Consider the following 22,492-nt stretch of genomic DNA (forward strand, 5'->3'; position numbering starts at 1 on the left):
CGAACCCCGCATAGCAGGACTCTGACGGGGGGCTTTTCTGTCGATGCGGTTCAGGGTTGCGCAAACAGCTCGGTCAGCTCACTGACCTGAGCGATTTCACGCATGTCTTCGGGCATTGCCCGGATGCTCAAGGACTTGCCGACTTCCCTGGCATCACGCATGTAGCACAGCAGCAACGACAAGCCGACACTGCTGGATTTTTCGACGGCCGAACAGTCGACCACCAGCGCCGACGCCTTGCTCGACTGGATCAGCGCCCGTCCCTGCTTGCGCAATTCGGGGCCAGTACGATAGTCGAGCGTGCCGCTGAGCAGCAGCTCATCCGGCGCACCGACATGAACGGCCGTCTCGGTCATTGGGCTTGTTTCTCGGCAGCTTGATCGGTGGTCTGCTTGGCCTTGGCGACTTCACCGGCCCAACCATTAATGGTCTTGTCCAGGTCGTTGCCATTGCGCTGCATCGCGTCGGCGAACTGATCACGGAACAGCTTGCCGATGTTGATGCCGTTGATGATCACGTTGCGCAGTTTCCATTCGCCGTTGATTTTCTCAAGCGTGTAGGAAACCGGGTACACCGCGCCATTGCTGCCCTTGACGGTCATGCCGACGCTGGTGCGGTCGCCCGACTCGTCCTTGGCAGGATCGACGGTGATGCCCTGGTTGTTGTACTCAAGCAACGCGTTACCGTAGAACTGGAAGAGACCCCTCTTGAAGTTTTCTTCAAAGGTTTTCATCTGCGCGGGCGTGGCCTTGCGCGAGTACTTGACCGTCATGATGCTTTTGGAAATGCCTTCAGCATCAACGACCGGACCGACAATGTCGTTCAGCGCCGTATAAAAATCATTCGGATCCTGTTTGTACTTTTCCTTGTTCGCCGACAAGTCGGCCAGCATCCGGTCAGTGGTGCTCTTGATCAGGTCATGAGCCGACTGCGCTGCCACGGCGTTGGCCATCAATGGCAGTGCCGCGAGCAACACCAACAGGCTACGTCGCAAGATAGAGATCATTCAAAAGCTCCTCATTTGGCGTCTTTGCTAACGGTATTGAGCAGGAATTTACCGATCAGGTCTTCCAGTACCAGAGACGACTGCGTGTCGTGGATGGTTCCGCCATCCTTGAGCTGGGTGTCTTCCCCGCCCACGCTGATACCGATGTATTTCTCCCCCAACAGGCCAGCGGTCAGGATAGACGCGGTGGAGTCGGTCGGCAGATTGTCGACCTTTTTATCCACTTGCAGCGTTACCCGACCGGTGAAGCTGTCGCGATCCAGATCGATTGCAGTGACTTTGCCGATGGTCACACCGGCCATGGTCACTTTAGCTCTGACCGTCAAACCCGCGATATTGTCGAAATAGGCATAAAGTTTATAGCTTTCGGTGGACGAACTCGCCGACAGCCCGCTAACCCGCAGCGCAAGCAGCAGCAAAGCCAGAATGCCTGCCAGCAGGAACAGGCCGACACCGATTTCCAGGGTGCGGTTTTGCATCAGAAATCTCCAAACATCAAAGCGGTCAGAATAAAGTCCAGGCCCAGTACTGCCAGCGAGGCAAATACCACGGTCTTGGTGGTGGCACGACTGATCCCCTCGGAAGTGGGCTCGCAGTCATAGCCTTGAAATACGGCGATCCAGGTCACGACGAACGCGAAAACCGCGCTTTTGATGACGCCATTGAGGACGTCATCGACAAAATTCACGCTGTTTTGCATGTTCGCCCAGTAGGAGCCTTCGTAAACGCCCAACCAGTCGACGGCGACCCATGAACCGCCCCAGATGCCGACCACGCTGAAAATCATCGCCAGCACCGGCAGGGAAATGAAACCGGCCCACAGGCGCGGGGCAATGATGTATTTGAGCGGATCGACGCCGATCATTTCCAGACTGGACAACTGCTCGGTGGACTTCATGTTGCCGATTTCGGCGGTCAGCGCGGAACCTGCACGCCCGGCGAACAGCAGCGCGGTGACCACTGGCCCGAGTTCACGCAGCAACGTCAGGGCAACCATCTGCCCGACCGCCTGTTCGGAGCCGTAGCTGGAAAGAATGCTGAAACCCTGCAGCGCCAGCACCATGCCGATGAAGATGCCCGAGACCACGATGATCACCAGCGACATGACGCCGATCGAATGCAGTTGCTTGACCAGCAGGCCGAAACCGCCACCGATACCGCCACGCCCGAGCAAGGCATGAAACAGGAACAGGGTCGAACGCCCGAGCACCGCGATACAGTCGATCCCGGCCTGACCGAACCGACGCACGCGCTCTACTAATGAAATTCTGCGCATCAATGCTTCCCCAGAAGATCTGCGCGGTAATCCGTCGCTGGAAAGTGATACGGCACCGGGCCATCGGGGTCGCCGGTCATGAACTGCTTGATGCGCGGGTCATCCGAGTTCATCAGTTCATCCGGCGTGCCCTGCCCCAGCACCTGGCCATCGCCTACGACATAGATGTAGTCGGCGATGCTCGCGGTCTCGGCCAGATCGTGGGAAACCACGATGCTGGTAATGCCCAGCGCATCGTTGAGCAGACGGATCAGCCGCACCAGCACGCCCATGGCAATGGGATCCTGGCCGACAAAAGGTTCGTCGTACATCAGGATTTGCGGATCAAGGGCAATTGCCCGAGCCAGCGCAACGCGGCGTTTCATGCCGCCGGACAGCTCGTCGGGCATCAACTCGATTGCGCCGCGCAAGCCCACGGCCTGCAACTTGAGCAGGACGATGTCGCGGATCATTTCTTCCGGCAAGTCGGTATGAACGCGCAGGGGAAAAGCGACGTTCTCGAACACGTCGAGATCGGTGAACAGCGCGCCGCTCTGAAACAGCACGCCCATGTGCTTGCGTGCATCGAACAGGTCACTGCGCGACAGCTTCGGCAGGTTCTGGCCGTTGACCCAGACCTCGCCCTTGGAGGGCCGCAACTGCGCGCCCATCAACCGCAGCAATGTGGTCTTGCCACACCCGGAAGGCCCCATGATGCCGGTGACCTTGCCGCGTGGAATGCGAATATCGACGTTATTGAAAATGCTGCGCGAACCGCGCTTGAAGGACAGTCCCTTCAGCTCGACCGCGTAGGCGTTATCGGCGCTCATCTAAACTCCTTGCGATGCAACCTCTTACCCGGACGCCTCGCTCTCATCGGAAAGCACTTACATCCCGGGCAGGCCGAACTGGCGGCGAACTATATCACTGCAAAGGCCAAGCGCCCAAGGCCCGCGCCGGCCAGCAATCAGCGATATGACAGGCTCGACAGCTTATTTTGAGTGAATTGGTAACCAGGAATGACAATGCACGACGAACTTGCGTGAGCCTTTGCAACATAACCGCTATAATCGCCGCCTTTTCATCGGGCTATACGATTTCTGACATGAGCCAAACCAGCGACCTGATTCAATCGGCACAACGCACCATCCGCCTCGAAGTGGAAGCCGTTAACGGCTTGCTGACCCATATCGACGCCGATTTCGTACGCGCCTGCGAGATGATTCTGGCCAGCAAGGGTCGTGTGGTCGTGGTCGGCATGGGCAAGTCCGGGCATGTCGGCAACAAGATTGCCGCGACCCTGGCCAGCACCGGCACACCGGCATTTTTCGTACACCCGGCCGAGGCCAGCCACGGCGACATGGGCATGATTACGCGTGATGACGTGATTCTCGCCCTGTCCAATTCCGGCTCGACCAACGAAATCGTGACCCTGCTGCCGCTGATCAAGCGCCTGGGCATTCAACTGATCAGCGTCACCGGCAATCCACAGTCGCCGCTGGCCAAGGCAGCCGAAGTCAATCTCAACGTTCACGTCGAGCACGAAGCCTGCCCGCTGAATTTGGCCCCGACCTCTTCGACCACCGCCGCATTGGTCATGGGCGACGCCCTGGCCGTGGCGTTGCTGGAAGCACGCGGCTTTACCGCCGAAGATTTCGCCTTTTCCCACCCGGGCGGCGCGCTGGGCCGACGTCTGCTGCTGAAAGTGGAAAACGTCATGCATGCCGGACAAGAGCTGCCGCAGGTACAGCGCGGAACGCTGCTCAAAGACGCTTTGATGGAGATGACCCGCAAGGGCCTCGGCATGACCGTAATCCTTGAAGCCGACGGCAAACTGGCCGGGATCTTCACCGACGGCGATTTGCGCCGCACGCTGGATCGCAGCATCGACATTCGCAGCGCCACCATCGACGACGTGATGACCGCTCACGGCAAAACCGCCCGCGCCGAGATGCTCGCCGCCGAGGCCCTGAAAATCATGGAAGACCATCGAATCAACGCGCTTGTCGTCGTCGACGAGGAAGATCGCCCTATCGGCGCCTTCAACCTGTCCGACCTGCTGCGCGCAGGAGTCATGTAAATGAACACCGATCTGCTGCAACGCGGCAAAGCCATCAAACTGGCGGTTTTCGATGTCGACGGCGTCCTTACCGACGGACGGCTGTACTTTCTCGAAGACGGCAGCGAATTCAAGACGTTCAATACCCTCGACGGCCAAGGCATCAAAATGCTGATGAACGCTGGCGTGCAAACAGCCATCATCAGTGGCCGCAAGACACCCGTCGTCGAACGGCGGGCGAAAAACCTCGGCATCCCTCATCTATTCCAGGGACGCGAAGACAAACTGGTCGTTCTCGACGGCCTTCTCGAACAACTGGGCCTAAGCTATGAGCAAGTCGCCTATCTAGGTGACGACTTGCCCGATCTGCCAGTGATTCGCCGGGTCGGCCTGGGCATGGCCGTGGCCAACGCTGCTGTTTTCGTGCGCGAGCACGCCCACGGCGTCACCCAGGCCCGGGGCGGCGAAGGTGCCGCCCGGGAATTCTGCGAATTGATCCTGCGCGCCCAAGACCGCCTCGATGCGGCCAATGCTGCGTACCTGTGAGCCCAACCATGTTTAGCAAAAAATTTCGTAACTTCCTGCTGTTCGGCTGCATCGCTGCGATTTTTGCAGCGGTCGGCTACTGGAACATCAGCCCGGAACGCTTTCTCGACAAACCTGCGGTCACGTCGCAGGAAAGTCCCATCGACTGGTACGCGACCAATACTCATACCCTGCAATACCTGCCGGACGGCAAGGTGCAGTATGAAATGACGTCCGAGAAAGCCGAACACGTGAAGGCAACCGATATCACACTGGTCACCAAACCCGACCTGAACATGTACCGAGGCACGGATTTTCCGTGGCACGTGACCAGCGAACGCGGCGAAGTGAACTCAGGCGGCACCGAAGTCGAACTGATCGACTCGGTGCGCGTTCAGCGCACCGATGAAAAGAAACGCGACACTCTGATCACCAGCACCCGCATGACAGTGTTCCCACAGCAGCAATATGCGCAGACCGAGCAACCCGTTAGAATCGACGGCGCTGGCGGTGTATCGACTGGCGTAGGAATGAAAGCGTATCTGAAGGAAAGCAGGATACACCTGCTATCGAACGTAAGAGGACAGTATGAGGCTCGTTAAAACCCTCCCTATTTTGCTCAGTCTGGGCGCAGCACTGGGAAGCGTGAGCGCCTGGGCTCTGCCGGACGATCAGCAGCAACCTATCCGCATTCAGGCCGACGACGCCCAACTGGACGACAAGAACGGTATCGCCACTTATAAAGGTGATGTGATCATCACCCAGGGCTCGATGAAGGTTACCGGCAACACCGTGACCATCACCCGCACCCCGGCTGGCGATATCGACGTAGTGACTTCGGTGGGCAATCTTGCGTACTTCGAGCAACTGCAAACCCAGGGCGACACCAAACCCGTGCAGGGCTGGGGCGTGACCATCCAGTATCACGCAGCGCAGAACCGCGTCGTGCTGATCGACAAGGCCAAGGTTGTCGACAAGGACAGCAACGTCACCCAAGGCGAGAAAATCGTCTATGACACGGTGAAAAAACTGGCCAGCGCCGGTCGCGCCACCGGCAGCAAAGTGACCGAGGCACGTCCGCGTATCGACATGGTCATCCAGCCGAAGAAGAAAACCGACGAGAAAACCCAGTAATGGCAACTCTGAAAGCCCAGCATCTGGCCAAGGCCTACAAGAGCCGTCAGGTCGTGCGTGACGTCAGCCTGTCCATCGACAGCGGGCAAATCGTTGGCCTGCTTGGCCCCAACGGCGCCGGCAAGACCACGTGCTTCTACATGATCGTCGGTCTGGTGCAGGCCGATCAGGGCCGCGTCCTGATTGACGATCTGGACGTCAGCCATCAACCGATGCACGGCCGCGCCAAGGCCGGTATTGGCTATCTGCCGCAAGAAGCGTCGATCTTCCGCAAACTGTCGGTGGCCGACAACATCATGGCCATCCTCGAGACCCGCAAGGAACTCGATAAGGCCGGGCGCCGCAAGGAACTGGAAAGCCTGCTACAGGAATTCCACATCAGCCATATCCGCGACAACCTCGGCATGAGCCTGTCCGGTGGCGAGCGCCGTCGGGTGGAAATTGCCCGGGCCCTGGCGACAGCACCGAAATTCATCCTGCTTGATGAACCGTTTGCCGGCGTCGACCCGATTTCCGTAGGCGATATCAAACAAATCATCCATCACCTCAAGGCCAAGGGCATCGGCGTTCTGATCACCGACCACAACGTGCGTGAGACGCTGGATATCTGTGAGACCGCGTATATCGTCAATGACGGCCAACTGATCGCTGAAGGCGACTCTGCGACCATCCTGGCCAACGATCTGGTCAAGGAAGTGTATCTGGGTCACGAGTTCCGCCTGTAACCTCCCCCTCCGGCGGGGTTTCAGTAGTGCGGCGCATCGGTCAACGGTGCGCTGTAGGTGGCTGGCCTTTGGTCGACGCACCAAGTCAATAAAGTTTTATCGCTATTTATTGTTACAGCGGTCTAGGCAAACACTTCAGTTTCAGGCATATAATTTGCTTAAGTTTGGCGCCTCGGCGCCCTGTAGTGGATGGCGCATGCGCGCCGGCGAATAAGGTGTTAAGCCCCTGCCATGAAACCATCGCTAGTCTTGAGAATGGGCCAGCAGCTGACGATGACACCGCAGCTGCAACAGGCCATCCGCCTGCTCCAATTGTCGACCCTGGATCTGCAACAGGAAATCCAGGAGGCTCTGGAATCCAATCCGATGCTCGAACGCCAGGAAGAAGGCGACGACTTCGACAACTCCGATCCCATGGCCGACAACGCCGAACAGAAACCCAATACCGAAATCCAGGAACCCTCGTATCAGGAAGCCGCTCCGACGGTCGACAACCTGGAAGAAGGCGACTGGAACGAGCGCATTCCCAACGAATTGCCGGTCGACACCGCTTGGGAAGACGTCTATCAAACCAGCGCCAGCAGCCTGCCCAGCAGCGATGACGACGAATGGGATTTCACTACCCGCACGTCCGCCGGCGAAAGCCTGCAAAGTCATCTGCTGTGGCAACTCAACCTGGCACCGATGTCCGACACCGATCGACTGATCGCCGTCACCCTGATCGATTGCATCAACAATCAGGGCTATCTCGACGAGACCCTCGAAGAGATTCTCGACGCATTCGATCCGGAACTGGACATCGAACTGGACGAAATCGAAGCCGTCCTGCACCGTATCCAGCAGTTCGAACCGGCCGGCATCGGCGCGCGCAACCTTAGCGAGTGCCTGCTGCTGCAACTTCGTCAACTGCCTGCAAAAACGCCTTGGCTGGCCGAAGCCAAGCGCCTGGTCAGTGACTTCATCGACCTGCTTGGCAGCCGCGATTACAGCCAGCTGATGCGGCGCATGAAGCTCAAGGAAGACGAACTGCGTCAAGTCATCGAACTGGTGCAAAGCCTCAATCCGCGCCCAGGCTCGCAGATCGAGTCCGCTGAAGCCGAATACGTTGTGCCAGATGTCATCGTGCGCAAGGACAACGAGCGCTGGCTGGTGGAGTTGAACCAGGAGTCGGTGCCGCGTCTGCGCGTCAACGCACAGTACGCCGGCTTCGTACGCCGGGCCGACACCAGCGCCGACAACACCTTCATGCGCAATCAACTGCAAGAGGCGCGCTGGTTCATCAAGAGCCTGCAAAGCCGCAACGAAACCCTCATGAAGGTCGCTACCCAGATCGTCGAACACCAGCGCGGCTTCCTGGAATACGGCGACGAGGCGATGAAGCCATTGGTACTGCACGACATCGCCGAAGCGGTGGGCATGCATGAATCAACGATTTCCCGGGTGACCACCCAGAAGTTCATGCATACCCCGCGCGGTATTTATGAGCTGAAATACTTTTTCTCCAGCCACGTCAGCACCTCCGAAGGCGGCGAATGCTCATCCACGGCGATCCGCGCAATCATCAAAAAACTGGTTGCCGCGGAAAATCAGAAAAAGCCGTTGAGTGACAGCAAGATCGCTGGTTTACTGGAGGCACAAGGCATTCAGGTGGCTCGCCGCACCGTCGCCAAGTACCGCGAATCTCTCGGGATCGCGCCTTCGAGCGAACGCAAGCGGTTGATGTAAGCCACGTTACAGCGTTCCAGTGGCAGATCACTTGGTCTGCCGCTTTATGCACTGGCAACGAAGGAGAAGCTGTATGCAAGTCAACATCAGTGGACACCAACTGGAAGTAACCGAACCTCTGCGCATCTACATCGGAGAAAAACTCGACCGATTGGAGCGGCACTTCGACAAGATCACCAATGTGCAAGTCATCCTGAACGTCGAAAAGCTGAAGCAGAAAATCGAAGCCACGCTGCATATTCCCGGCGGAGAAGTGGTTGCCAATGCCGAGCATGACGACATGTATGCCGCCATTGACCTGCTGACCGACAAGCTGGATCGCCAACTCAAAAAGCATAAGGAAAAGACCCAGAGCCTCCTTCAGGGCGCAACGGGTCGTTAACACCCCTAACTCATGATCCGACTTGAAAGTATCCTGACCCCCGGCCGTTCCCTCGTGAACGTGCCGGGCGGCAGCAAAAAGAAAGCCCTCGAACAAATTGCCAACCTGATCGCCCGGGAAGTCCCGGATCTGGAGATGCAAGATGTCTTTGAGGCATTGATTGCCCGTGAAAAACTGGGTTCGACCGGTTTTGGCAACGGCATCGCCATTCCCCATTGCCGCCTCAAGGGCTGTGAGGCGCCAGTGAGCGCCTTGGTGCACCTTGAAGCGCCTATCGATTTCGACGCGATCGACGGTGCTCCGGTCGATCTGTTGTTTGTATTGCTGGTGCCGGAAGCCGCCACTGACGCGCATCTTGAATTGCTGCGCCAGATTGCCAGCATGCTCGACCGCAAGGACGTTCGCGAGCGACTGCGCAGCGCCTCAAGCAGTGAAGCGCTGTATCAAGTGGTACTGGACGAGCAGAACAGGCCGTAATCATGCGTTTGATCATCGTCAGCGGCCGTTCCGGCTCGGGTAAAAGTACTGCGCTGAATGTCCTTGAGGACAACGGCTACTACTGCATCGATAACCTGCCGGCCGGTTTGCTTCCAGAATTGGCCGAACGTGCATTGATTCATACCGAGCTGTCCCAGCCGCTGGTCGCCGTATCGATCGATGCGCGCAACCTGCCCAGCCATCTGTCGCGCTTTCCGGAACTGCTCGAAGAAGTCCGTAGCCGCCATATCAAATGCGATGTGCTGTATCTGGACGCTGACGAAGAAACTCTGCTCAAGCGTTTCTCGGAAACCCGGCGACGCCACCCCTTGAGCAACGCCAATCGTTCACTGGCGGAAGCCATCCACGATGAAACCGCCCTGCTCGGCCCCATCGCCGACCTGGCAGACCTGAAGGTCAACACTACCAATCTCAACCTTTACCAGTTACGCGACACCATCAAGCTGCGCCTTTTGAATCAGCCCGAGCCGGGAACAGCGTTTCTGGTTGAGTCGTTCGGTTTCAAGCGCGGAATGCCGGTTGATGCGGATCTGGTGTTCGATGTGCGCTGCCTGCCCAATCCCTACTGGAAGCCGGATCTACGCACGCAATCGGGACTTGATGCACCTGTGGCCGAATATCTGGCGGAGCAACCGGAAGTCGAAGAAATGTTCCAGGACATCTTCGCTTACTTGCACAAATGGCTGCCGAGATTCGCTGCGAGCAACCGGGCTTATGTCACCATTGCCATTGGCTGCACTGGCGGTCATCACCGCTCCGTCTACTTGACCGAACGTTTAGGACAGGCCCTGCAGAAAACCCTGAAGAACGTCCAGGTTCGCCACCGCGACCTCACTTAAAGGATTCACACCGCGATGCCTGCTCTGGAAATCGAAATCATCAATAAGCTGGGCTTGCATGCCCGGGCGTCGGCGAAATTTGTGGGTGTCGCCGGCGGGTTCAAGGATTGTTCAATACGAGTTGGTCGTACGCCAGATGCCACGGTCGACGGTAAAAGCATCATGGCGATGATGATGCTCGCAGCAGGTAAAGGCACCACTCTCCATATCAGTACCGAAGGGGAACGGGAGCAAGAAGCGCTGGACGCGCTGCGGGACTTGATCAATGACTATTTTGGTGAAGGCGAATAACCGTCAATCGATCAGATCAAAAGATCGTCCCAACTGCGGCCCGAGCCTTCGGCAGCTCCTACAGGAGGGAGCTGCGTGTTTAGCTTAAGGCGGTGTCCATTACCATCATCAGGCAGAACCCGATCAACAAGCCGAGGCTGGCCAGTTTTTCGTGACCATTGCGGCGAGATTCAGGAATCACTTCGTGGGTCACCACGAGCAACATCGCCCCGGCCGCCAGCGCCAATCCGAACGGCAACAATAGTTGCGCGAGAATGACCAGCCAGGCGCACAACACTGCGAACACCGGTTCGACAAGACCGGACGCGGCGCCGATCAGAAACGCCTTGAACCTCGACATCCCTGCCCCGGCCAATACCAACGCAATCACCAATCCCTCGGGGACGTCCTGCAAGGCGATGCCCATGGCGAGGCTGTCGGCGTCCGGCATGCCGCCGCCCGCAGAAACACCAACGGCCATGCCTTCCGGAATGTTATGGGCAATGATGGCGAATACGAACAGCCAGATGCGTGGCGGAATCACCGGATGCTCAAGGGTACCGACGAGCATTTCCGGCGACGCACCCGCTACCTGACGGTCGACCAGGTACAGTCCGAAAGCACCGAGAATGATGCCGAAGCAGATCAGCCCGCTGGCCCCCCACGGCGTCATACCCAGGCTTTCAGCCGCCGCAATGCCGGGCACGATCAACGAAAATGCCGTCGCCGCCAGCATCACGCCAGCGCCAAAACCCAGCAATGTGTCGCTGAGCGACTGAGGCATGCGTCGGATGACCAATACCGGGACAGCGCCGAGGGCGGTGCCGAGCGCGCAGATTGCGCCGCCCTGCAATGCCCGCGACATCCTCGGTTCCAGGTTCAGCCATTCCAGCCCATGCGCTACCAGCAAGGTCATGCCCGCCAACAGCAACAGCGATCCGAATGCGTAACGAAACATACGTCCACTTCCAATCGCCAGTGTCTCAGTGCCCATAGTCAGCCTTGGTGAGTTTTTATAAAAGACTTAAACCAGTGCGGCGACATAGCGCGCCGCCACTTCAGGCCAATTGATCACGTTGTAAAACGCGCTGATGTATTCCGGACGGCGGTTCTGATAACGCAAGTAGTAAGCGTGTTCCCAGACGTCGAGTCCGAGGATCGGCGTGTTGCCGTTCATCAAGGGGCTGTCCTGGTTACCACTGCTCTCCACAATCAGCTTTCTGTCCGGCGTCACGCTCAGCCAGGCCCAACCGCTGCCGAATCGGGTCAGCGCGGCTTTGGTGAAGGCTTCCTTGAAACTGTCGAGACCACCCAATTGTTCGTCGATGGCCTTCGCCAGCACGCCATCGGGTTTGCCCCCACCGTTGGGCACCATCACTTCCCAGAACAAAGAATGGTTGGCATGACCGCCGCCCTGGTTGATCACCGCGGCACGGAGTTTTTCTGGAAGTTGCTTGACGCTGGCAACCAGTTTTTCTACCGGCCATTCGGCGTATTCGGTGCCTTCAACGGCGGCGTTGAGGTTATTGATATAGGTCTGGTGATGCTTGGTGTAATGGATCTCCATGGTCTGCGCATCGATGTGCGGTTCCAAAGCATCGTAGGCGTAGGGCAAGGCAGGCAAAGTAAAAGCCATTTCAGTGGACTCCATGGTGATATGCAGTAGAGGCACGGCGAGCGTTACCGGTATCCGGATGCAGCAGCCGCTGGGTACGGGGGTATTCGCCATGCTCGCTGATGAAATTCAACAATTCGACATAGGTTTTGCTGCTCTGGCGTAACGCCGCCTCACGCAAGGCTTGGCGCAAGCGCTCGTCCTGCATGGCCTGCAGCAGCCGCTGATGGATTGCGCAGAGGTACTCGGCGCTCTCTTCTGGCTGGTTGAGGCGCAAGTGCAGATCCGCCAGGTTGTGATGGGAAATGACGCAAGCCGCCACCGCTTCGTCGGCATCCGCCCAGCGCTCGAACAAAACCTGAGCCAGGGCCAGCGCTTGCAGATACGCCTCGCGAGCATCGATCAGATCTCCCGCCATGAAGCAGCGATTGGCCCGTTCGATCGTACGTTTCCAGTGCTCCATGGTGAGCCTCCAAAGCGGTTGCGGTGGTTACACGACCATTAATGAGATTTATTATTAGTTGATAATGAGAACCAACACAAGAGCTCCTTCGGCAGCGTCTACAGGGGCAGGCACAAAAAAAGGCGCGCCATCCAGTGGATGGCGCGCCTTTGCGTGTATCGGGTGGGTTAGCTGCCCGCCACCGTCATCCGCTCGATCAACACGGAACCGGTGCGAATGTTGCTGCGCAATTCCAGATCATTCCCGACCGCGACGATTTGTTTGAACATGTCGCGCATGTTGCCTGCGATGGTCACTTCCTGCACCGCGAACTGAATCTCGCCGTTCTCGACCCAGAATCCCGCCGCTCCGCGCGAATAATCGCCCGTTACCATGTTCAGTCCATGACCCATCAATTCGGTGACCAACAAGCCACGGCCCATGCGCCGCAGCAAAGCGGCCTGATCTTCGTCGCCATGGGTGACGAAGAGGTTATGCACACCCCCGGCGTTCGCCGTACTTGGCATCCCGAGCTTGCGGCCGGAATAGGTGCCGAGAATGTAGGACACCAATTCGCCTTTTTCGACAAACGGTTTGGCATAGGTCGCCAGACCATCACCGTCGTAAGAGGCGCTGCCCATGGCGCGCATCAGGTGCGGGCGCTCGTCGATGGTCAGCCACTCCGGGAACAGCTTCTGCCCCAACGTGCCTTCAAGAAACGAAGACTTGCGGTACAAACTGCCGCCGGAAACCGCCGACAGGAAACTGCCAAACAATCCTCCCGCCAGTTCGGCGGAAAACAGCACTGGGACTTCGCAAGTCGGCACCGGCCGGGCGCCCAAGCGGCTCGCCGCCCGCTGCGCGGCACGTTGGCCAATGCTCACCGGATCGGCGAGCAACTCACCCTGACGGCTCACGTCGTACCAATAATCACGCTGCATCTGGCCGTTGGCCTCGGCGATCATTACGCAACTCAGGCTGTGCCGGGTCGAGGCGTAGCCACCAATGAATCCATGGCTGTTGCCGTAAACGCGGCAACCCTGGTGAGTGCTGAGGGTGGTGCCATCGGCGTTCTTGATCCGCGCATCGGCATCAAAAGCAGCGGCTTCGCAGAGCAAGGCCTTTTCGATGGCTTGCTCAGGGGTGATGTCCCACTGGTGGAACAGGTCGAAATCCTGCTGCTCCTTGGCCATTAATGCAGCATCGGCCAGACCGGAAGCTTCGTCTTCGGACGTGTGCTTGGCAATCGCCAGCGCCGCCGCGACGGTTTCGCGAATGGCGTCAGGCCCGGTGGCCGAGGTGCTGGCCGAGCCTTTGCGCTGGCCGACATACAGAGTGATACCAAAACCCTGATCGCGGTTGAACTCGACAGTTTCGACCTCGCGCTGGCGAACCGAGGTGGACAGGCCCTGCTCCAGCGACACCGCCACTTCACAGGCACTGGCGCCCTGACGCTTGGCTTCGGCGATGATCTGCTCGACTTGTTCCTGCAGTGCCGGCAACGCTTGTGGGCCGACGCTTTCAACTGCACTCATGCTCATCTCCACTCAAATTCTGCTTTCGGCTGGGGTCATCGAGCGACCGGGCCGGACAAGCGGCCCCCGACTGGTTATCATGGCGGCGTTTCTTTGCGGACTGCCACCATGGTTGATTCTTACGACGACTCCCTCGATACGGGAGAAAAAAGCAAATCTCAGGTCAAACGCGAGCTGCATGCTCTGGTTGACCTCGGCGAGCGCCTTACGACACTCAAGCCTGACTTGGTGGCAAAACTGCCGTTGACCGACGCTTTGCGCCGGGCGCTGGCCGATGCTCCCAAGCACACCGCGAACATCGCGCGTAAACGGCACCTGCAGTTCATCGGCAAACTGATGCGCGACCAGGACACTGACGCGATTCTCGTGCTGCTCGATCAACTCGATGCCTCCACCCGTCAGTACAACGAGCGTTTCCATAACCTCGAACGCTGGCGTGACCGGCTGATCGCGGGTGACGATGCGGTGCTGGAGAAATTCGTCGCCGAATATCCGGACGCCGATCGCCAGCAATTGCGTTCACTGATCCGCCAGGCCCAGCACGAGGTTGCGCAAAACAAACCTCCTGCTTCCAGCCGTAAAATTTTCAAGTACATCCGTGAACTGGACGAAACTCAACGCGGACTGCGTTGATAACGTCCTCCGTGTGTAGGAGCTGCCGCAGGCCCGAGCCTGCGGCAGCTCCTACCGCGTTGTTCAACCGCCCGTGCCACCCACGGTGATCGCATCGATTTTCAGCGTTGGCTGGCCGACACCCACCGGCACCGACTGCCCATCCTTCCCGCACGTCCCCACTCCGCTGTCCAGCGACAGATCGTTACCGACCATCGACACTCGGCTCATCGCCTCAGGACCGTTACCGATCAACGTTGCGCCTTTGACTGGCGCAGTGATCTTGCCGTCTTCGATCAAGTACGCCTCGCTGGTGGAGAACACGAACTTGCCGCTGGTGATATCGACCTGACCACCGCCCAGGTTGGCGCAGTAGATGCCTTTCTTCACTGACGCGATGATTTCCGCCGGATCGCTCTCGCCGCCGAGCATGTAGGTGTTGGTCATCCGTGGCATTGGCAGGTGCGCGTAGGATTCACGACGGCCGTTACCGGTGCGGGCCACGCCCATCAGTCGCGCATTGAGCTTGTCCTGCATGTAACCCTTGAGCACGCCGTTTTCGATCAGCGTGGTGCACTCAGTCGGGGTGCCTTCGTCGTCGACGCTCAGGGAGCCGCGTCGTCCGCTCAGGGTGCCGTCATCGACGATGGTGCAAAGTTTCGACGCAACCATTTCGCCCATACGCCCGCTGTAGGCCGAACTGCCCTTGCGGTTGAAATCGCCTTCCAGACCGTGCCCGACCGCTTCGTGCAACAACACGCCGGACCAGCCCGAACCCAGCACCACCGGCAACGTACCGGCCGGTGCCGGAATGGCTTCCAGGTTCACCAGCGCCTGACGCAGCGCTTCACGGGCGTAGCCCATGGCGCGGTCTTCAGCGAGGAAATAACGGTAGTCAGTACGCCCGCCGCCGCCGTGACCGCCGCGCTCGCGACGGCCGTTCTGCTCGACGATCACGCTCACGTTGAACCGCACCAGCGGCCGGACATCCGCCGCCAGACCGCCATCGGTCGATGCCACCAGAATGCGTTCCCAGACCCCGGCCATGCTCACGCTGACTTGCTGGATACGTGGATCGAGGGCGCGGGTGGCAACGTCGATGCGCTTGAGCAAATCGACTTTTTCAGCGCGGGTCAGGACTTCCAGCGGGTTATCCGGCGCATACAACTGGGCGACGTCCTGAGTGGTGAATGCCTGCACCGTGCCACTCTGCCCAGCGCGGGAAATCGAACGGGCCGCACGTGCAGCGGCGCCGAGGGCTTCGAGGGTGATTGCATTGCTGTAGGCGAAACCGGTTTTCTCGCCGGATTGCGCACGTACGCCAACGCCCTGGTCGAGGTTGAAGCTGCCTTCCTTGACGATCCCGTCTTCCAGCGCCCAGGACTCGGAAATCTGCCCCTGGAAATACAGATCGGCCGCATCAATGCCGGGACCTGCCAGGTCGCCGAGCACGCCTTGCAGACTCTCGATCGTGACGCCGCCGGGCGCCAACAGGTGATCACTGACTGAGGACAACAACTCGCTCATAGGGTTTACGCCTTAAATTCGTGTTCTGAAGCAGGTCGCTGTGCGCCCTGCGAAAAAAACCGCCGATGGCCCGCCACCGGCATTCGCGCCCGAATGGACGCCTGTTCGCTGCTATCGCGTTCAGCCAGCAGCACGGCCTCGCCTTGATCCTGATGTGCCAGCACGCGACCCCACGGGTCGACAATCGCTGCATGCCCGAAGGTTTCCCGAGGCCCCGGATGGGTTCCACCCTGGGCAGCCGCGAGCACATAACACTGGGTCTCGATGGCCCTGGCGCGAATCAGTACATCCCAGTGCGCCGCACCGGTCACGGCAGTAAAGGCCGACGGCGCGGTAATCAACTCAGCACCGGCGGCACGCAACTCGCTGTACAACTCTGGAAAACGCAGGTCATAACACACGGTCAGGCCGATTCGGCCAACCGGCGTGTCCGCCACCACTACGCCACTTCCATGAGCATAGTCATCGGATTCGCGATAACGGCCGCGATTGTCCGCTACGTCGACATCAAACAGGTGCAGCTTGTCATAGCGCGCAACGATTTCGCCCTGTTCGTTGACCAGCAGCGAACAGGCATGCACCTTGGCCTCGGGCCGATCGACCGGTGGCAATGGCAACGTACCCGCCACTATCCATAACTTGAGGTCACGGGCGGTCTGTTTCAACCATGGCAGGATCGGGCCGTCGCCGCGTGCTTCAGCGCGACCAATGTCAGCAACGTCGCGACGGCCCATGGCGGCGAAGTTTTCCGGCAGCACCGCCAGCTTTGCGCCTGCGGCGGCCGCTTGTTCGAGCAGACGGCGGGCATCGCGCAGATTGCCCAGCACATCGCTCTGGCTGACCATTTGAATCACCGCTATCGACATGGCCACCTCTCAATTGAAATCAACACAGCCCCTTGCAGGCGTTGCGGCACGCTGCGCCTGCAAAGAGCCATGCTACCCCATGCAGATCAAAACGGTTTGTCGAAGGTGATTTTCGGCTCTTTCCACGGGCCTTTGACGGTGTATTTGACGCTGGCGAAACGTGCCACGCGGTCACCAATGAGCTTGTCGATAAGGAACAGCGCGCCGCCGATGGCCGGCGCGCCGACGATCAATGCCGCAATCGGCAGGTTGTTGGTCACCGGCAAGGTCACCAGCAATTTAGCGTCGACCTGATCGCCGACCAGATCCAGCGTGCCGTTGAGCTCGATGTTGCTGGACGGACCTGTCATCCGGATCGGCTCGCGGGTCACGTAGACGCCGTTGGTCGCCACTAACAAACCTTTGACCCGGTCGTAACTCAGGCCTTTGCCAAACAGGTCGGAAAAATCGAGACGTAACCGGCGGCCGATGGAATTGAAGTTGAGCAGCCCGAACACGCGCAGCGCCTGGGCACCGCCCTCCACTTCGACGAACTGTCCCTTGTTCAGCGACGCATCCAGCGTGCCGGAGAAGCGCTTGGTCGCCAGCCATGCCGGCGAACCCGGCCAGCGGCCGTCTACATCCATGTGGAATTCTTCGCTGGTCACGCTCGGCGCGAACCCCCAGCCTTTGAGCACATCGGCGAGGTTCTTGCCGCCGATCCGGCCTTTGTACCAGCTGCTGGTGGATCCGGGTGTGCCTTCCCAGCCGCCGTTGCCTTGCAACAGGATGCCCTTGAGGCCGAGGTCAAGATTGTTCAGGGCAATGCCCTTGGCCGTGGGTCGAATTTTCAGCGACCAGCCACCGACCAGATCCTGGCCCTGGAACAGCTGATTGATGGTGATGTCCAGCGCCGGAATTTTAGTCGGGTCCACAGTCGCCAACGGATCGGGCGAGTTCTCGTCGGCCAGCGCAGTCGGATCCGGCGCAGGCAACTTGATGTACTGCAGGTTCACCGCAATCGGCGCGGCTTTGGCATCAGGCAGGTTGACCGTGCCCTTGACTTGCTGGCTATCGAGCGCCAACGCCCAGGCGGCGGGACGACGATTCAACTGCACGGACGCCTGATCCAGGGTGGTACCAAGCGCCGTGACCTTGCCGATCTTCACGTCCGCGCTGCTCAGCAACTGTTTGGCGCTGCCACCCGGATCCTGGCCGGCATACTTGCTCGCCAGATCCTGCCACGGCGCGACGTCCAGCTCCGACAGCGTTCCGCGTACCCGCAGACCTTTGGCGTTCGGCAACAGCGCTTCGCCGGCACCCAAGAACAACTCGCCCCGGCCTTCACTGAAATTGTCCGGCGGTGAGGAATAGGTGAAATTGGCCACTTGATCGTAACTGACCCAATACCGCCGCTCGGCGCCTTGAAGCGTCATGCGAAAAACGGTGTCGCGGCCGACATCGGCGGCCATGCCAAACGGTGCGGGCAGATCCACCGCCACGCCTTTGAGATTGGAACTGACCAGCAACTGACTGTCTGCACCGTCAAGGTTGACCTGCAATTGATACGGGATCGTCCCGGACACCGGCAACGGTTGGGTCACGTTAAGCCAGTCGGTCAGTTTCTTCACCTCGACCTGACCCGAAGCGGCCACGCGTGTCTTGAGCTTGCCAGGGTTGCCATCGGCGAAAATCTGCGCGGTCACCGGCTTGTCGAATGCCCGCGCACTGATGTTTTGCCCACTCAGGCCTTTGTTGCTGTCGAAGCGGAAATCACCCTTTAGCTGAGTCAATTCGAGCTTGGGCTCCGCCAGTTTCAAGCGTGCCTTGGCGGTTTTGAAATCGACGAGGATTTTGGGTTGATCGCCTTTGGCCAAGGGAATGTCAAGCTTGAGCTTGCCTTGAAGATCGCCATCGCCTTCCCAACCGGCGAACGTATCGGCGGTGCCAATCGGCGCTTCCTGAAGGATTTTCAAACCATCGCCGAGTCCGCCGGTAAAGGCGCCATCCAGAAACAGGTGACTGGTCTGCCCGGACGGCACATGGGGAATGTTCACCGCGATATCGCTGACCCGGGTATTGAGCAACTTGCCCGTGCTGGCGAAAATTCGCACGCCGCTGTCTTCGATAAACACATCGCCCGTGACATTGCTGACATGCGGCCAACCCGGCTGAAAGGCCAGTTCGGCGTCATGCACTTTGAAGAACAGGCTGATGCTGCGATCGGCATCTCCCGCGCCCTTGTTCAGCGAACCCTGGTACTGGAAGAAACCCTGATCCACCGCACCTTTGAGAATCGCAGTACGCAGCCATTCATCCAGCGCCGGGCTCAACACTGCAGGCAAGTACTTGGCGGTATAGCGGCCATCGCCATCGACCAGACCGACCCGCAGATCCATGTAGTCTTCCTGGCTATGATCGAAATGCAGGCGGATCAAAAAGTCGCCGGCAATCTTGCCCTCTTCGCCCAGCACCTTCAGGTAGGGGGCGATCAGGGTGAAGCCTTCCTTGTCGAGCTTCCAGGTCAGACGGGCGTTGGCCTGAATGTATTGCCATGGCTTGGCGAAAATCGGGTCGAGGTGCAGGACAAAATCCTTGCTGTCCATGCGCAGCTCGCCGCCGCCGAGGTTGCCGGTCAGGCTCCCGCTGACGTTTCGCGCCGCCGGGGCGCCGTGGTAGGCATCGAAGCCGACCTGATCAAGATTGGCCGCGAAACTGAACTTGGTGTCGTCGGTGGCCGTCGGACGCAAATCCATCAGCACATTGCGCAGGCCACCGGTCACTTTCAGCCGCTCGACCACGGTTGCGGCGCCCTGGGGCAAAGGCCCGAGCGCATTGATCAGCGGAGTCAGCGGGGTCAGGTCGAGACGGTCGGCCTGCAAGTGCCAGACTTCGCCAACATCTTCAGTGGCGGCGATCTGCTTGACCTGCATGCGCGATTCCCAACGGGTTTCGCCGAAGTTCATCGCCAGCGAATCCAGGGTCACCGTGGCGCCTTCCGTGCTGCGCTGGTAGAACGCATTGAGCGCCAGATTGTTGATCTGGATCGGTTTGCGTTCGGCGTAGGCCCCCGTGAATTGTGGCGCATTCAAGCGAACGGCCGCGCTCTGCAAAGCGCCGTCACGCCAGTCGACCCATAATTCGCCGCCGGCCTTGATCTCAGAAAAATTCCATTGTCGGGTCAGCCGCTCTGGCAGCCATTTCGCCCAATCGCTTTGGGGAAGGCTTGCATAACCCTCGACTCGCGCATCTTGCCACTTCGGTGCTTCAATCCGCGTGCGCAGGCTCAGGGCAACGGGTTGCCCGTCCGGCAGGGTCAGTCGCGCGTCGAGGCGCTGGCGGCTGGTGCCGGTTTTCAGATTGAGGCCGACGTAGGTCAGGGTCATCGGCGCATGATCCTGCGGCTGCAAGGTCACTTGGCTGTCGAGCACCGACAGTTGCTGCACCATTTGCATCTGCTGGAAGAGTTTTTCCGGATCGGTCGGCTGATCGTCTTTCATCGGCAAGCCTTCGAGCGCCCACTTGCCGTCGTCGCCTTCCTTGAGGCTGATTTTCAGACCGTTGAGCTCAAGATGGGCGATGCGTACTTCGCGGGCCAACAGACTGGCCCAAAGATCCGGCACAGCGCGCACCCGATCCAGACGCAGCGTGTTCGCGCCGTCGCCGACCATGACATCGTGCGCCAGCAAGATCGGCGCGAATCCGCTCCAGTTGCCTTCCAGCTCACCGATCTGTAACGGCATGCCGAGGGCTGCACTGGCCTTGTCCTCAATGTCGGCGCGGTATTCGGCCACCAGGGGCGTCAGCTCCCGGCCGAGGCTGACGTACAACGCCATCAACACCAGAACCAACGCGCACAGGCCCAGCCCCCAGCGGGTCAAAGCGGCCAAAATGCGTGTCAGACGCTCCATGTCAGGTGGCTCCCATGGCAAAAAAACTGCAAAAAGCTGAGGCCAGCCGTTCTATAGAAAATGCAGCACAGCGTTTCAGAGCAACACCACGTCGTATTGTTCCTGGGAATACATGGTTTCCACCTGGAAGCGAATGGTGCGGCCGATAAAGCTTTCGAGTTCGGCGACATTGCCCGACTCCTCGTCGAGCAGACGGTCGACGACTTTCTGGTTCGCCAGTACGCGATAACCTTCCGCCTGATAGGCGCGGGCTTCGCGCAAAATCTCGCGAAAAATTTCGTAGCAGATGGTTTCCGGCGTCTTCAGCTTACCGCGACCCTGGCAACTGCTGCATGGCTCGCACAGCACTTGCTCAAGGCTTTCGCGGGTGCGCTTGCGGGTCATCTGCACCAGGCCCAGCTCGGTAATGCCGATGATGTTGGTCTTGGCGTGATCACGCTCGAGTTGCTTTTCCAGCGTGCGCAACACCTGACGCTGATGCTCTTCGTCTTCCATGTCGATGAAGTCGATGATGATGATCCCGCCCAGGTTGCGCAGGCGCAGTTGGCGGGCAATGGCGGTCGCGGCTTCGAGGTTGGTCTTGAAGATGGTTTCTTCGAGGTTGCGATGGCCGACGAACGCGCCGGTGTTCACATCGATGGTGGTCATGGCTTCCGCCGGATCGATCACCAGATAGCCACCGGACTTCAGCGGCACTTTGCGCTCGAGGGCTTTCTGGATTTCGTCTTCGACGCCGTACAGGTCAAAAATCGGTCGCTCGCCTGGATAGTGTTCGAGGCGATCCGCGATTTCCGGCATCAGTTCTGCGACAAACTGCGTGGTTTTCTGGAAAGTCTCGCGCGAGTCGATGCGGATCTTCTCGATCTTCGGGTTAACCAGATCGCGCAGAGTGCGCAGGGCCAGGCCGAGGTCTTCGTAGATCACGCTCGGCGCGCCGATGGTCTTGATCTGCTCGCTGATCTGATCCCACAGGCGCCGCAGGTAGCGGATGTCCATGAGGATTTCTTCAGCGCCGGCACCTTCGGCAGCGGTACGCAGAATAAAGCCCCCGGCCTCCTTGATGCCTTCTTTGGCCACGCAATCGCTGACCACTTGCTTGAGGCGTTCACGCTCGCCTTCGTCTTCGATTTTCAGGGAAATGCCAACATGGGCAGTGCGCGGCATGTACACCAGATAGCGCGACGGAATCGACAATTGCGTGGTCAGGCGCGCGCCTTTGGAGCCAATCGGATCCTTGGTGACTTGCACCACCAGACTCTGGCCTTCATGCACCAGCGAGCTGATGGTCTCGACCGCCGGCCCCTCGCGCAGGGAGATTTCCGAGGCGTGGATGAACGCCGCGCGATCCAGGCCGATGTCGACAAACGCCGCCTGCATGCCGGGCAGCACCCGCACCACCTTGCCTTTATAGATGTTGCCGACGATCCCGCGTTTTTGCGTGCGCTCGACATGCACTTCTTGCAGCACACCGTTTTCGACCACCGCCACGCGCGACTCCATCGGCGTGATGTTGATCAGAATCTCTTCACTCATGGCAGGGTCTCGTTCAGGCATGTTCACGATAATGGCTGCGTCTTGATCCGTGCG

Annotated in this window: 24 protein-coding genes; 11 read left to right on the forward strand and 13 right to left on the reverse strand. The window is 59.2% G+C overall.

Annotated features, from left to right (window positions below):
• Positions 1 to 50: 50 nt before the first annotated feature.
• From GIW69_RS00900 to GIW69_RS00920, 5 genes are read right to left on the reverse strand one after another with little or no spacing between them, the layout of a single operon-like run.
• Positions 51 to 356, reverse strand: a complete 306-nt coding sequence (locus tag GIW69_RS00900) for an STAS domain-containing protein (protein ID WP_236480273.1) — start codon at positions 354 to 356, stop codon at positions 51 to 53.
• A complete protein-coding gene (locus tag GIW69_RS00905; protein ID WP_236480274.1) occupies positions 353 to 1,006 on the reverse strand; it encodes a Tgt2/MlaC family protein in 654 nt (217 codons plus the stop codon). Before GIW69_RS00905 ends, GIW69_RS00900 begins: the two co-directional genes overlap by 4 nt.
• 11 nt (positions 1,007 to 1,017) lie before the next feature.
• A complete protein-coding gene (mlaD, locus tag GIW69_RS00910; RefSeq protein ID WP_236480275.1) occupies positions 1,018 to 1,485 on the reverse strand; it encodes an outer membrane lipid asymmetry maintenance protein MlaD in 468 nt (155 codons plus the stop codon).
• Positions 1,485 to 2,282 (reverse strand): lipid asymmetry maintenance ABC transporter permease subunit MlaE, encoded by a 798-nt coding sequence (gene mlaE, locus GIW69_RS00915; protein ID WP_236480276.1) that lies wholly within the window; start codon positions 2,280 to 2,282, stop codon positions 1,485 to 1,487. The genes mlaD and mlaE overlap by 1 nt, the downstream gene beginning before the upstream one ends.
• Positions 2,282 to 3,091 carry an ATP-binding cassette domain-containing protein gene (locus GIW69_RS00920; protein ID WP_236480277.1) on the reverse strand — a complete coding sequence of 270 codons (810 nt, stop codon included), beginning with the start codon at positions 3,089 to 3,091 and terminating at the stop codon, positions 2,282 to 2,284. Before GIW69_RS00920 ends, mlaE begins: the two co-directional genes overlap by 1 nt.
• A 275-nt stretch (positions 3,092 to 3,366) precedes the next feature.
• Between GIW69_RS00920 and GIW69_RS00925 the strand changes: the two genes are divergently transcribed.
• The 10 genes from GIW69_RS00925 to GIW69_RS00970 all read left to right on the forward strand — a co-directional run bounded on the left by GIW69_RS00925 (position 3,367) and on the right by GIW69_RS00970 (position 10,439).
• Positions 3,367 to 4,341 (forward strand): KpsF/GutQ family sugar-phosphate isomerase, encoded by a 975-nt coding sequence (locus GIW69_RS00925; RefSeq protein WP_236480278.1) that lies wholly within the window; start codon positions 3,367 to 3,369, stop codon positions 4,339 to 4,341.
• Entirely contained in the window at positions 4,342 to 4,866 is a 525-nt protein-coding gene (locus GIW69_RS00930) for a KdsC family phosphatase (protein WP_236480279.1), read from the forward strand.
• A gap of 8 nt (positions 4,867 to 4,874) precedes the next feature.
• A complete protein-coding gene (gene lptC / locus GIW69_RS00935; protein WP_236480402.1) occupies positions 4,875 to 5,447 on the forward strand; it encodes an LPS export ABC transporter periplasmic protein LptC in 573 nt (190 codons plus the stop codon).
• Positions 5,434 to 5,979 carry a lipopolysaccharide transport periplasmic protein LptA gene (lptA, locus tag GIW69_RS00940; protein ID WP_236480280.1) on the forward strand — a complete coding sequence of 182 codons (546 nt, stop codon included), beginning with the start codon at positions 5,434 to 5,436 and terminating at the stop codon, positions 5,977 to 5,979. Before lptC ends, lptA begins: the two co-directional genes overlap by 14 nt.
• Positions 5,979 to 6,704: an LPS export ABC transporter ATP-binding protein gene (gene lptB / locus GIW69_RS00945; RefSeq protein WP_236480281.1), complete on the forward strand. Its 726-nt coding sequence runs from the start codon at positions 5,979 to 5,981 to the stop codon at positions 6,702 to 6,704. Before lptA ends, lptB begins: the two co-directional genes overlap by 1 nt.
• Positions 6,705 to 6,935: 231 nt before the next feature.
• A complete protein-coding gene (locus GIW69_RS00950; RefSeq protein ID WP_236480282.1) occupies positions 6,936 to 8,429 on the forward strand; it encodes an RNA polymerase factor sigma-54 in 1,494 nt (497 codons plus the stop codon).
• Positions 8,430 to 8,502: 73 nt separating this feature from the next.
• Positions 8,503 to 8,811 carry a ribosome hibernation-promoting factor, HPF/YfiA family gene (gene hpf / locus GIW69_RS00955; RefSeq protein WP_126360207.1) on the forward strand — a complete coding sequence of 103 codons (309 nt, stop codon included), beginning with the start codon at positions 8,503 to 8,505 and terminating at the stop codon, positions 8,809 to 8,811.
• 12 nt (positions 8,812 to 8,823) lie between these two features.
• Positions 8,824 to 9,288 carry a PTS IIA-like nitrogen regulatory protein PtsN gene (gene ptsN / locus GIW69_RS00960; protein WP_236480283.1) on the forward strand — a complete coding sequence of 155 codons (465 nt, stop codon included), beginning with the start codon at positions 8,824 to 8,826 and terminating at the stop codon, positions 9,286 to 9,288.
• A gap of 2 nt (positions 9,289 to 9,290) precedes the next feature.
• On the forward strand, positions 9,291 to 10,148 hold the full coding sequence (rapZ, locus tag GIW69_RS00965) for an RNase adapter RapZ (protein ID WP_236480284.1): 858 nt from the start codon (positions 9,291 to 9,293) through the stop codon (positions 10,146 to 10,148).
• 15 nt (positions 10,149 to 10,163) lie between these two features.
• Positions 10,164 to 10,439: an HPr family phosphocarrier protein gene (locus GIW69_RS00970; protein WP_236480285.1), complete on the forward strand. Its 276-nt coding sequence runs from the start codon at positions 10,164 to 10,166 to the stop codon at positions 10,437 to 10,439.
• A gap of 79 nt (positions 10,440 to 10,518) precedes the next feature.
• Here the strand turns inward: GIW69_RS00970 and GIW69_RS00975 are convergent, their stop codons facing one another.
• From GIW69_RS00975 to pmbA, 4 genes are all read right to left on the reverse strand, one after another.
• Complete coding sequence (locus GIW69_RS00975) at positions 10,519 to 11,412, reverse strand: ZIP family metal transporter (protein ID WP_236480286.1); 894 nt, start codon at positions 11,410 to 11,412, stop codon at positions 10,519 to 10,521.
• 30 nt (positions 11,413 to 11,442) lie between these two features.
• Positions 11,443 to 12,054 carry a superoxide dismutase gene (locus GIW69_RS00980; protein ID WP_236480287.1) on the reverse strand — a complete coding sequence of 204 codons (612 nt, stop codon included), beginning with the start codon at positions 12,052 to 12,054 and terminating at the stop codon, positions 11,443 to 11,445.
• A 1-nt stretch (position 12,055) separates the two neighbouring features.
• Positions 12,056 to 12,496: a DUF2753 family protein gene (locus GIW69_RS00985; RefSeq protein ID WP_236480288.1), complete on the reverse strand. Its 441-nt coding sequence runs from the start codon at positions 12,494 to 12,496 to the stop codon at positions 12,056 to 12,058.
• 167 nt (positions 12,497 to 12,663) lie between these two features.
• Positions 12,664 to 14,010, reverse strand: a complete 1,347-nt coding sequence (pmbA, locus tag GIW69_RS00990; protein WP_496570874.1) for a metalloprotease PmbA — start codon at positions 14,008 to 14,010, stop codon at positions 12,664 to 12,666.
• Between the two features lie 108 nt (positions 14,011 to 14,118).
• On the opposite strand from pmbA, the gene yjgA reads away from it, so the two are divergent.
• On the forward strand, positions 14,119 to 14,643 hold the full coding sequence (yjgA, locus tag GIW69_RS00995; protein ID WP_236480290.1) for a ribosome biogenesis factor YjgA: 525 nt from the start codon (positions 14,119 to 14,121) through the stop codon (positions 14,641 to 14,643).
• Positions 14,644 to 14,706: 63 nt separating this feature from the next.
• Here the strand turns inward: yjgA and tldD are convergent, their stop codons facing one another.
• The 4 genes from tldD to rng all read right to left on the reverse strand — a co-directional run bounded on the left by tldD (position 14,707) and on the right by rng (position 22,438).
• Positions 14,707 to 16,149 carry a metalloprotease TldD gene (gene tldD / locus GIW69_RS01000; protein ID WP_236480291.1) on the reverse strand — a complete coding sequence of 481 codons (1,443 nt, stop codon included), beginning with the start codon at positions 16,147 to 16,149 and terminating at the stop codon, positions 14,707 to 14,709.
• A gap of 5 nt (positions 16,150 to 16,154) precedes the next feature.
• Positions 16,155 to 17,015, reverse strand: a complete 861-nt coding sequence (locus GIW69_RS01005; protein ID WP_236480292.1) for a carbon-nitrogen hydrolase family protein — start codon at positions 17,013 to 17,015, stop codon at positions 16,155 to 16,157.
• An 86-nt stretch (positions 17,016 to 17,101) separates the two neighbouring features.
• A complete protein-coding gene (locus GIW69_RS01010; protein WP_236480293.1) occupies positions 17,102 to 20,905 on the reverse strand; it encodes a YhdP family protein in 3,804 nt (1,267 codons plus the stop codon).
• Between the two features lie 75 nt (positions 20,906 to 20,980).
• Positions 20,981 to 22,438, reverse strand: coding sequence for a ribonuclease G (rng, locus tag GIW69_RS01015; RefSeq protein ID WP_236480294.1), 1,458 nt, complete (start codon positions 22,436 to 22,438; stop codon positions 20,981 to 20,983).
• Between the last annotated feature and the right edge of the window lie 54 nt (positions 22,439 to 22,492).

The organism is Pseudomonas syringae, assembly GCF_021605415.1.
In the GTDB taxonomy this organism is placed as follows: Bacteria; Pseudomonadota; Gammaproteobacteria; order Pseudomonadales; family Pseudomonadaceae; genus Aquipseudomonas; species Aquipseudomonas syringae_S.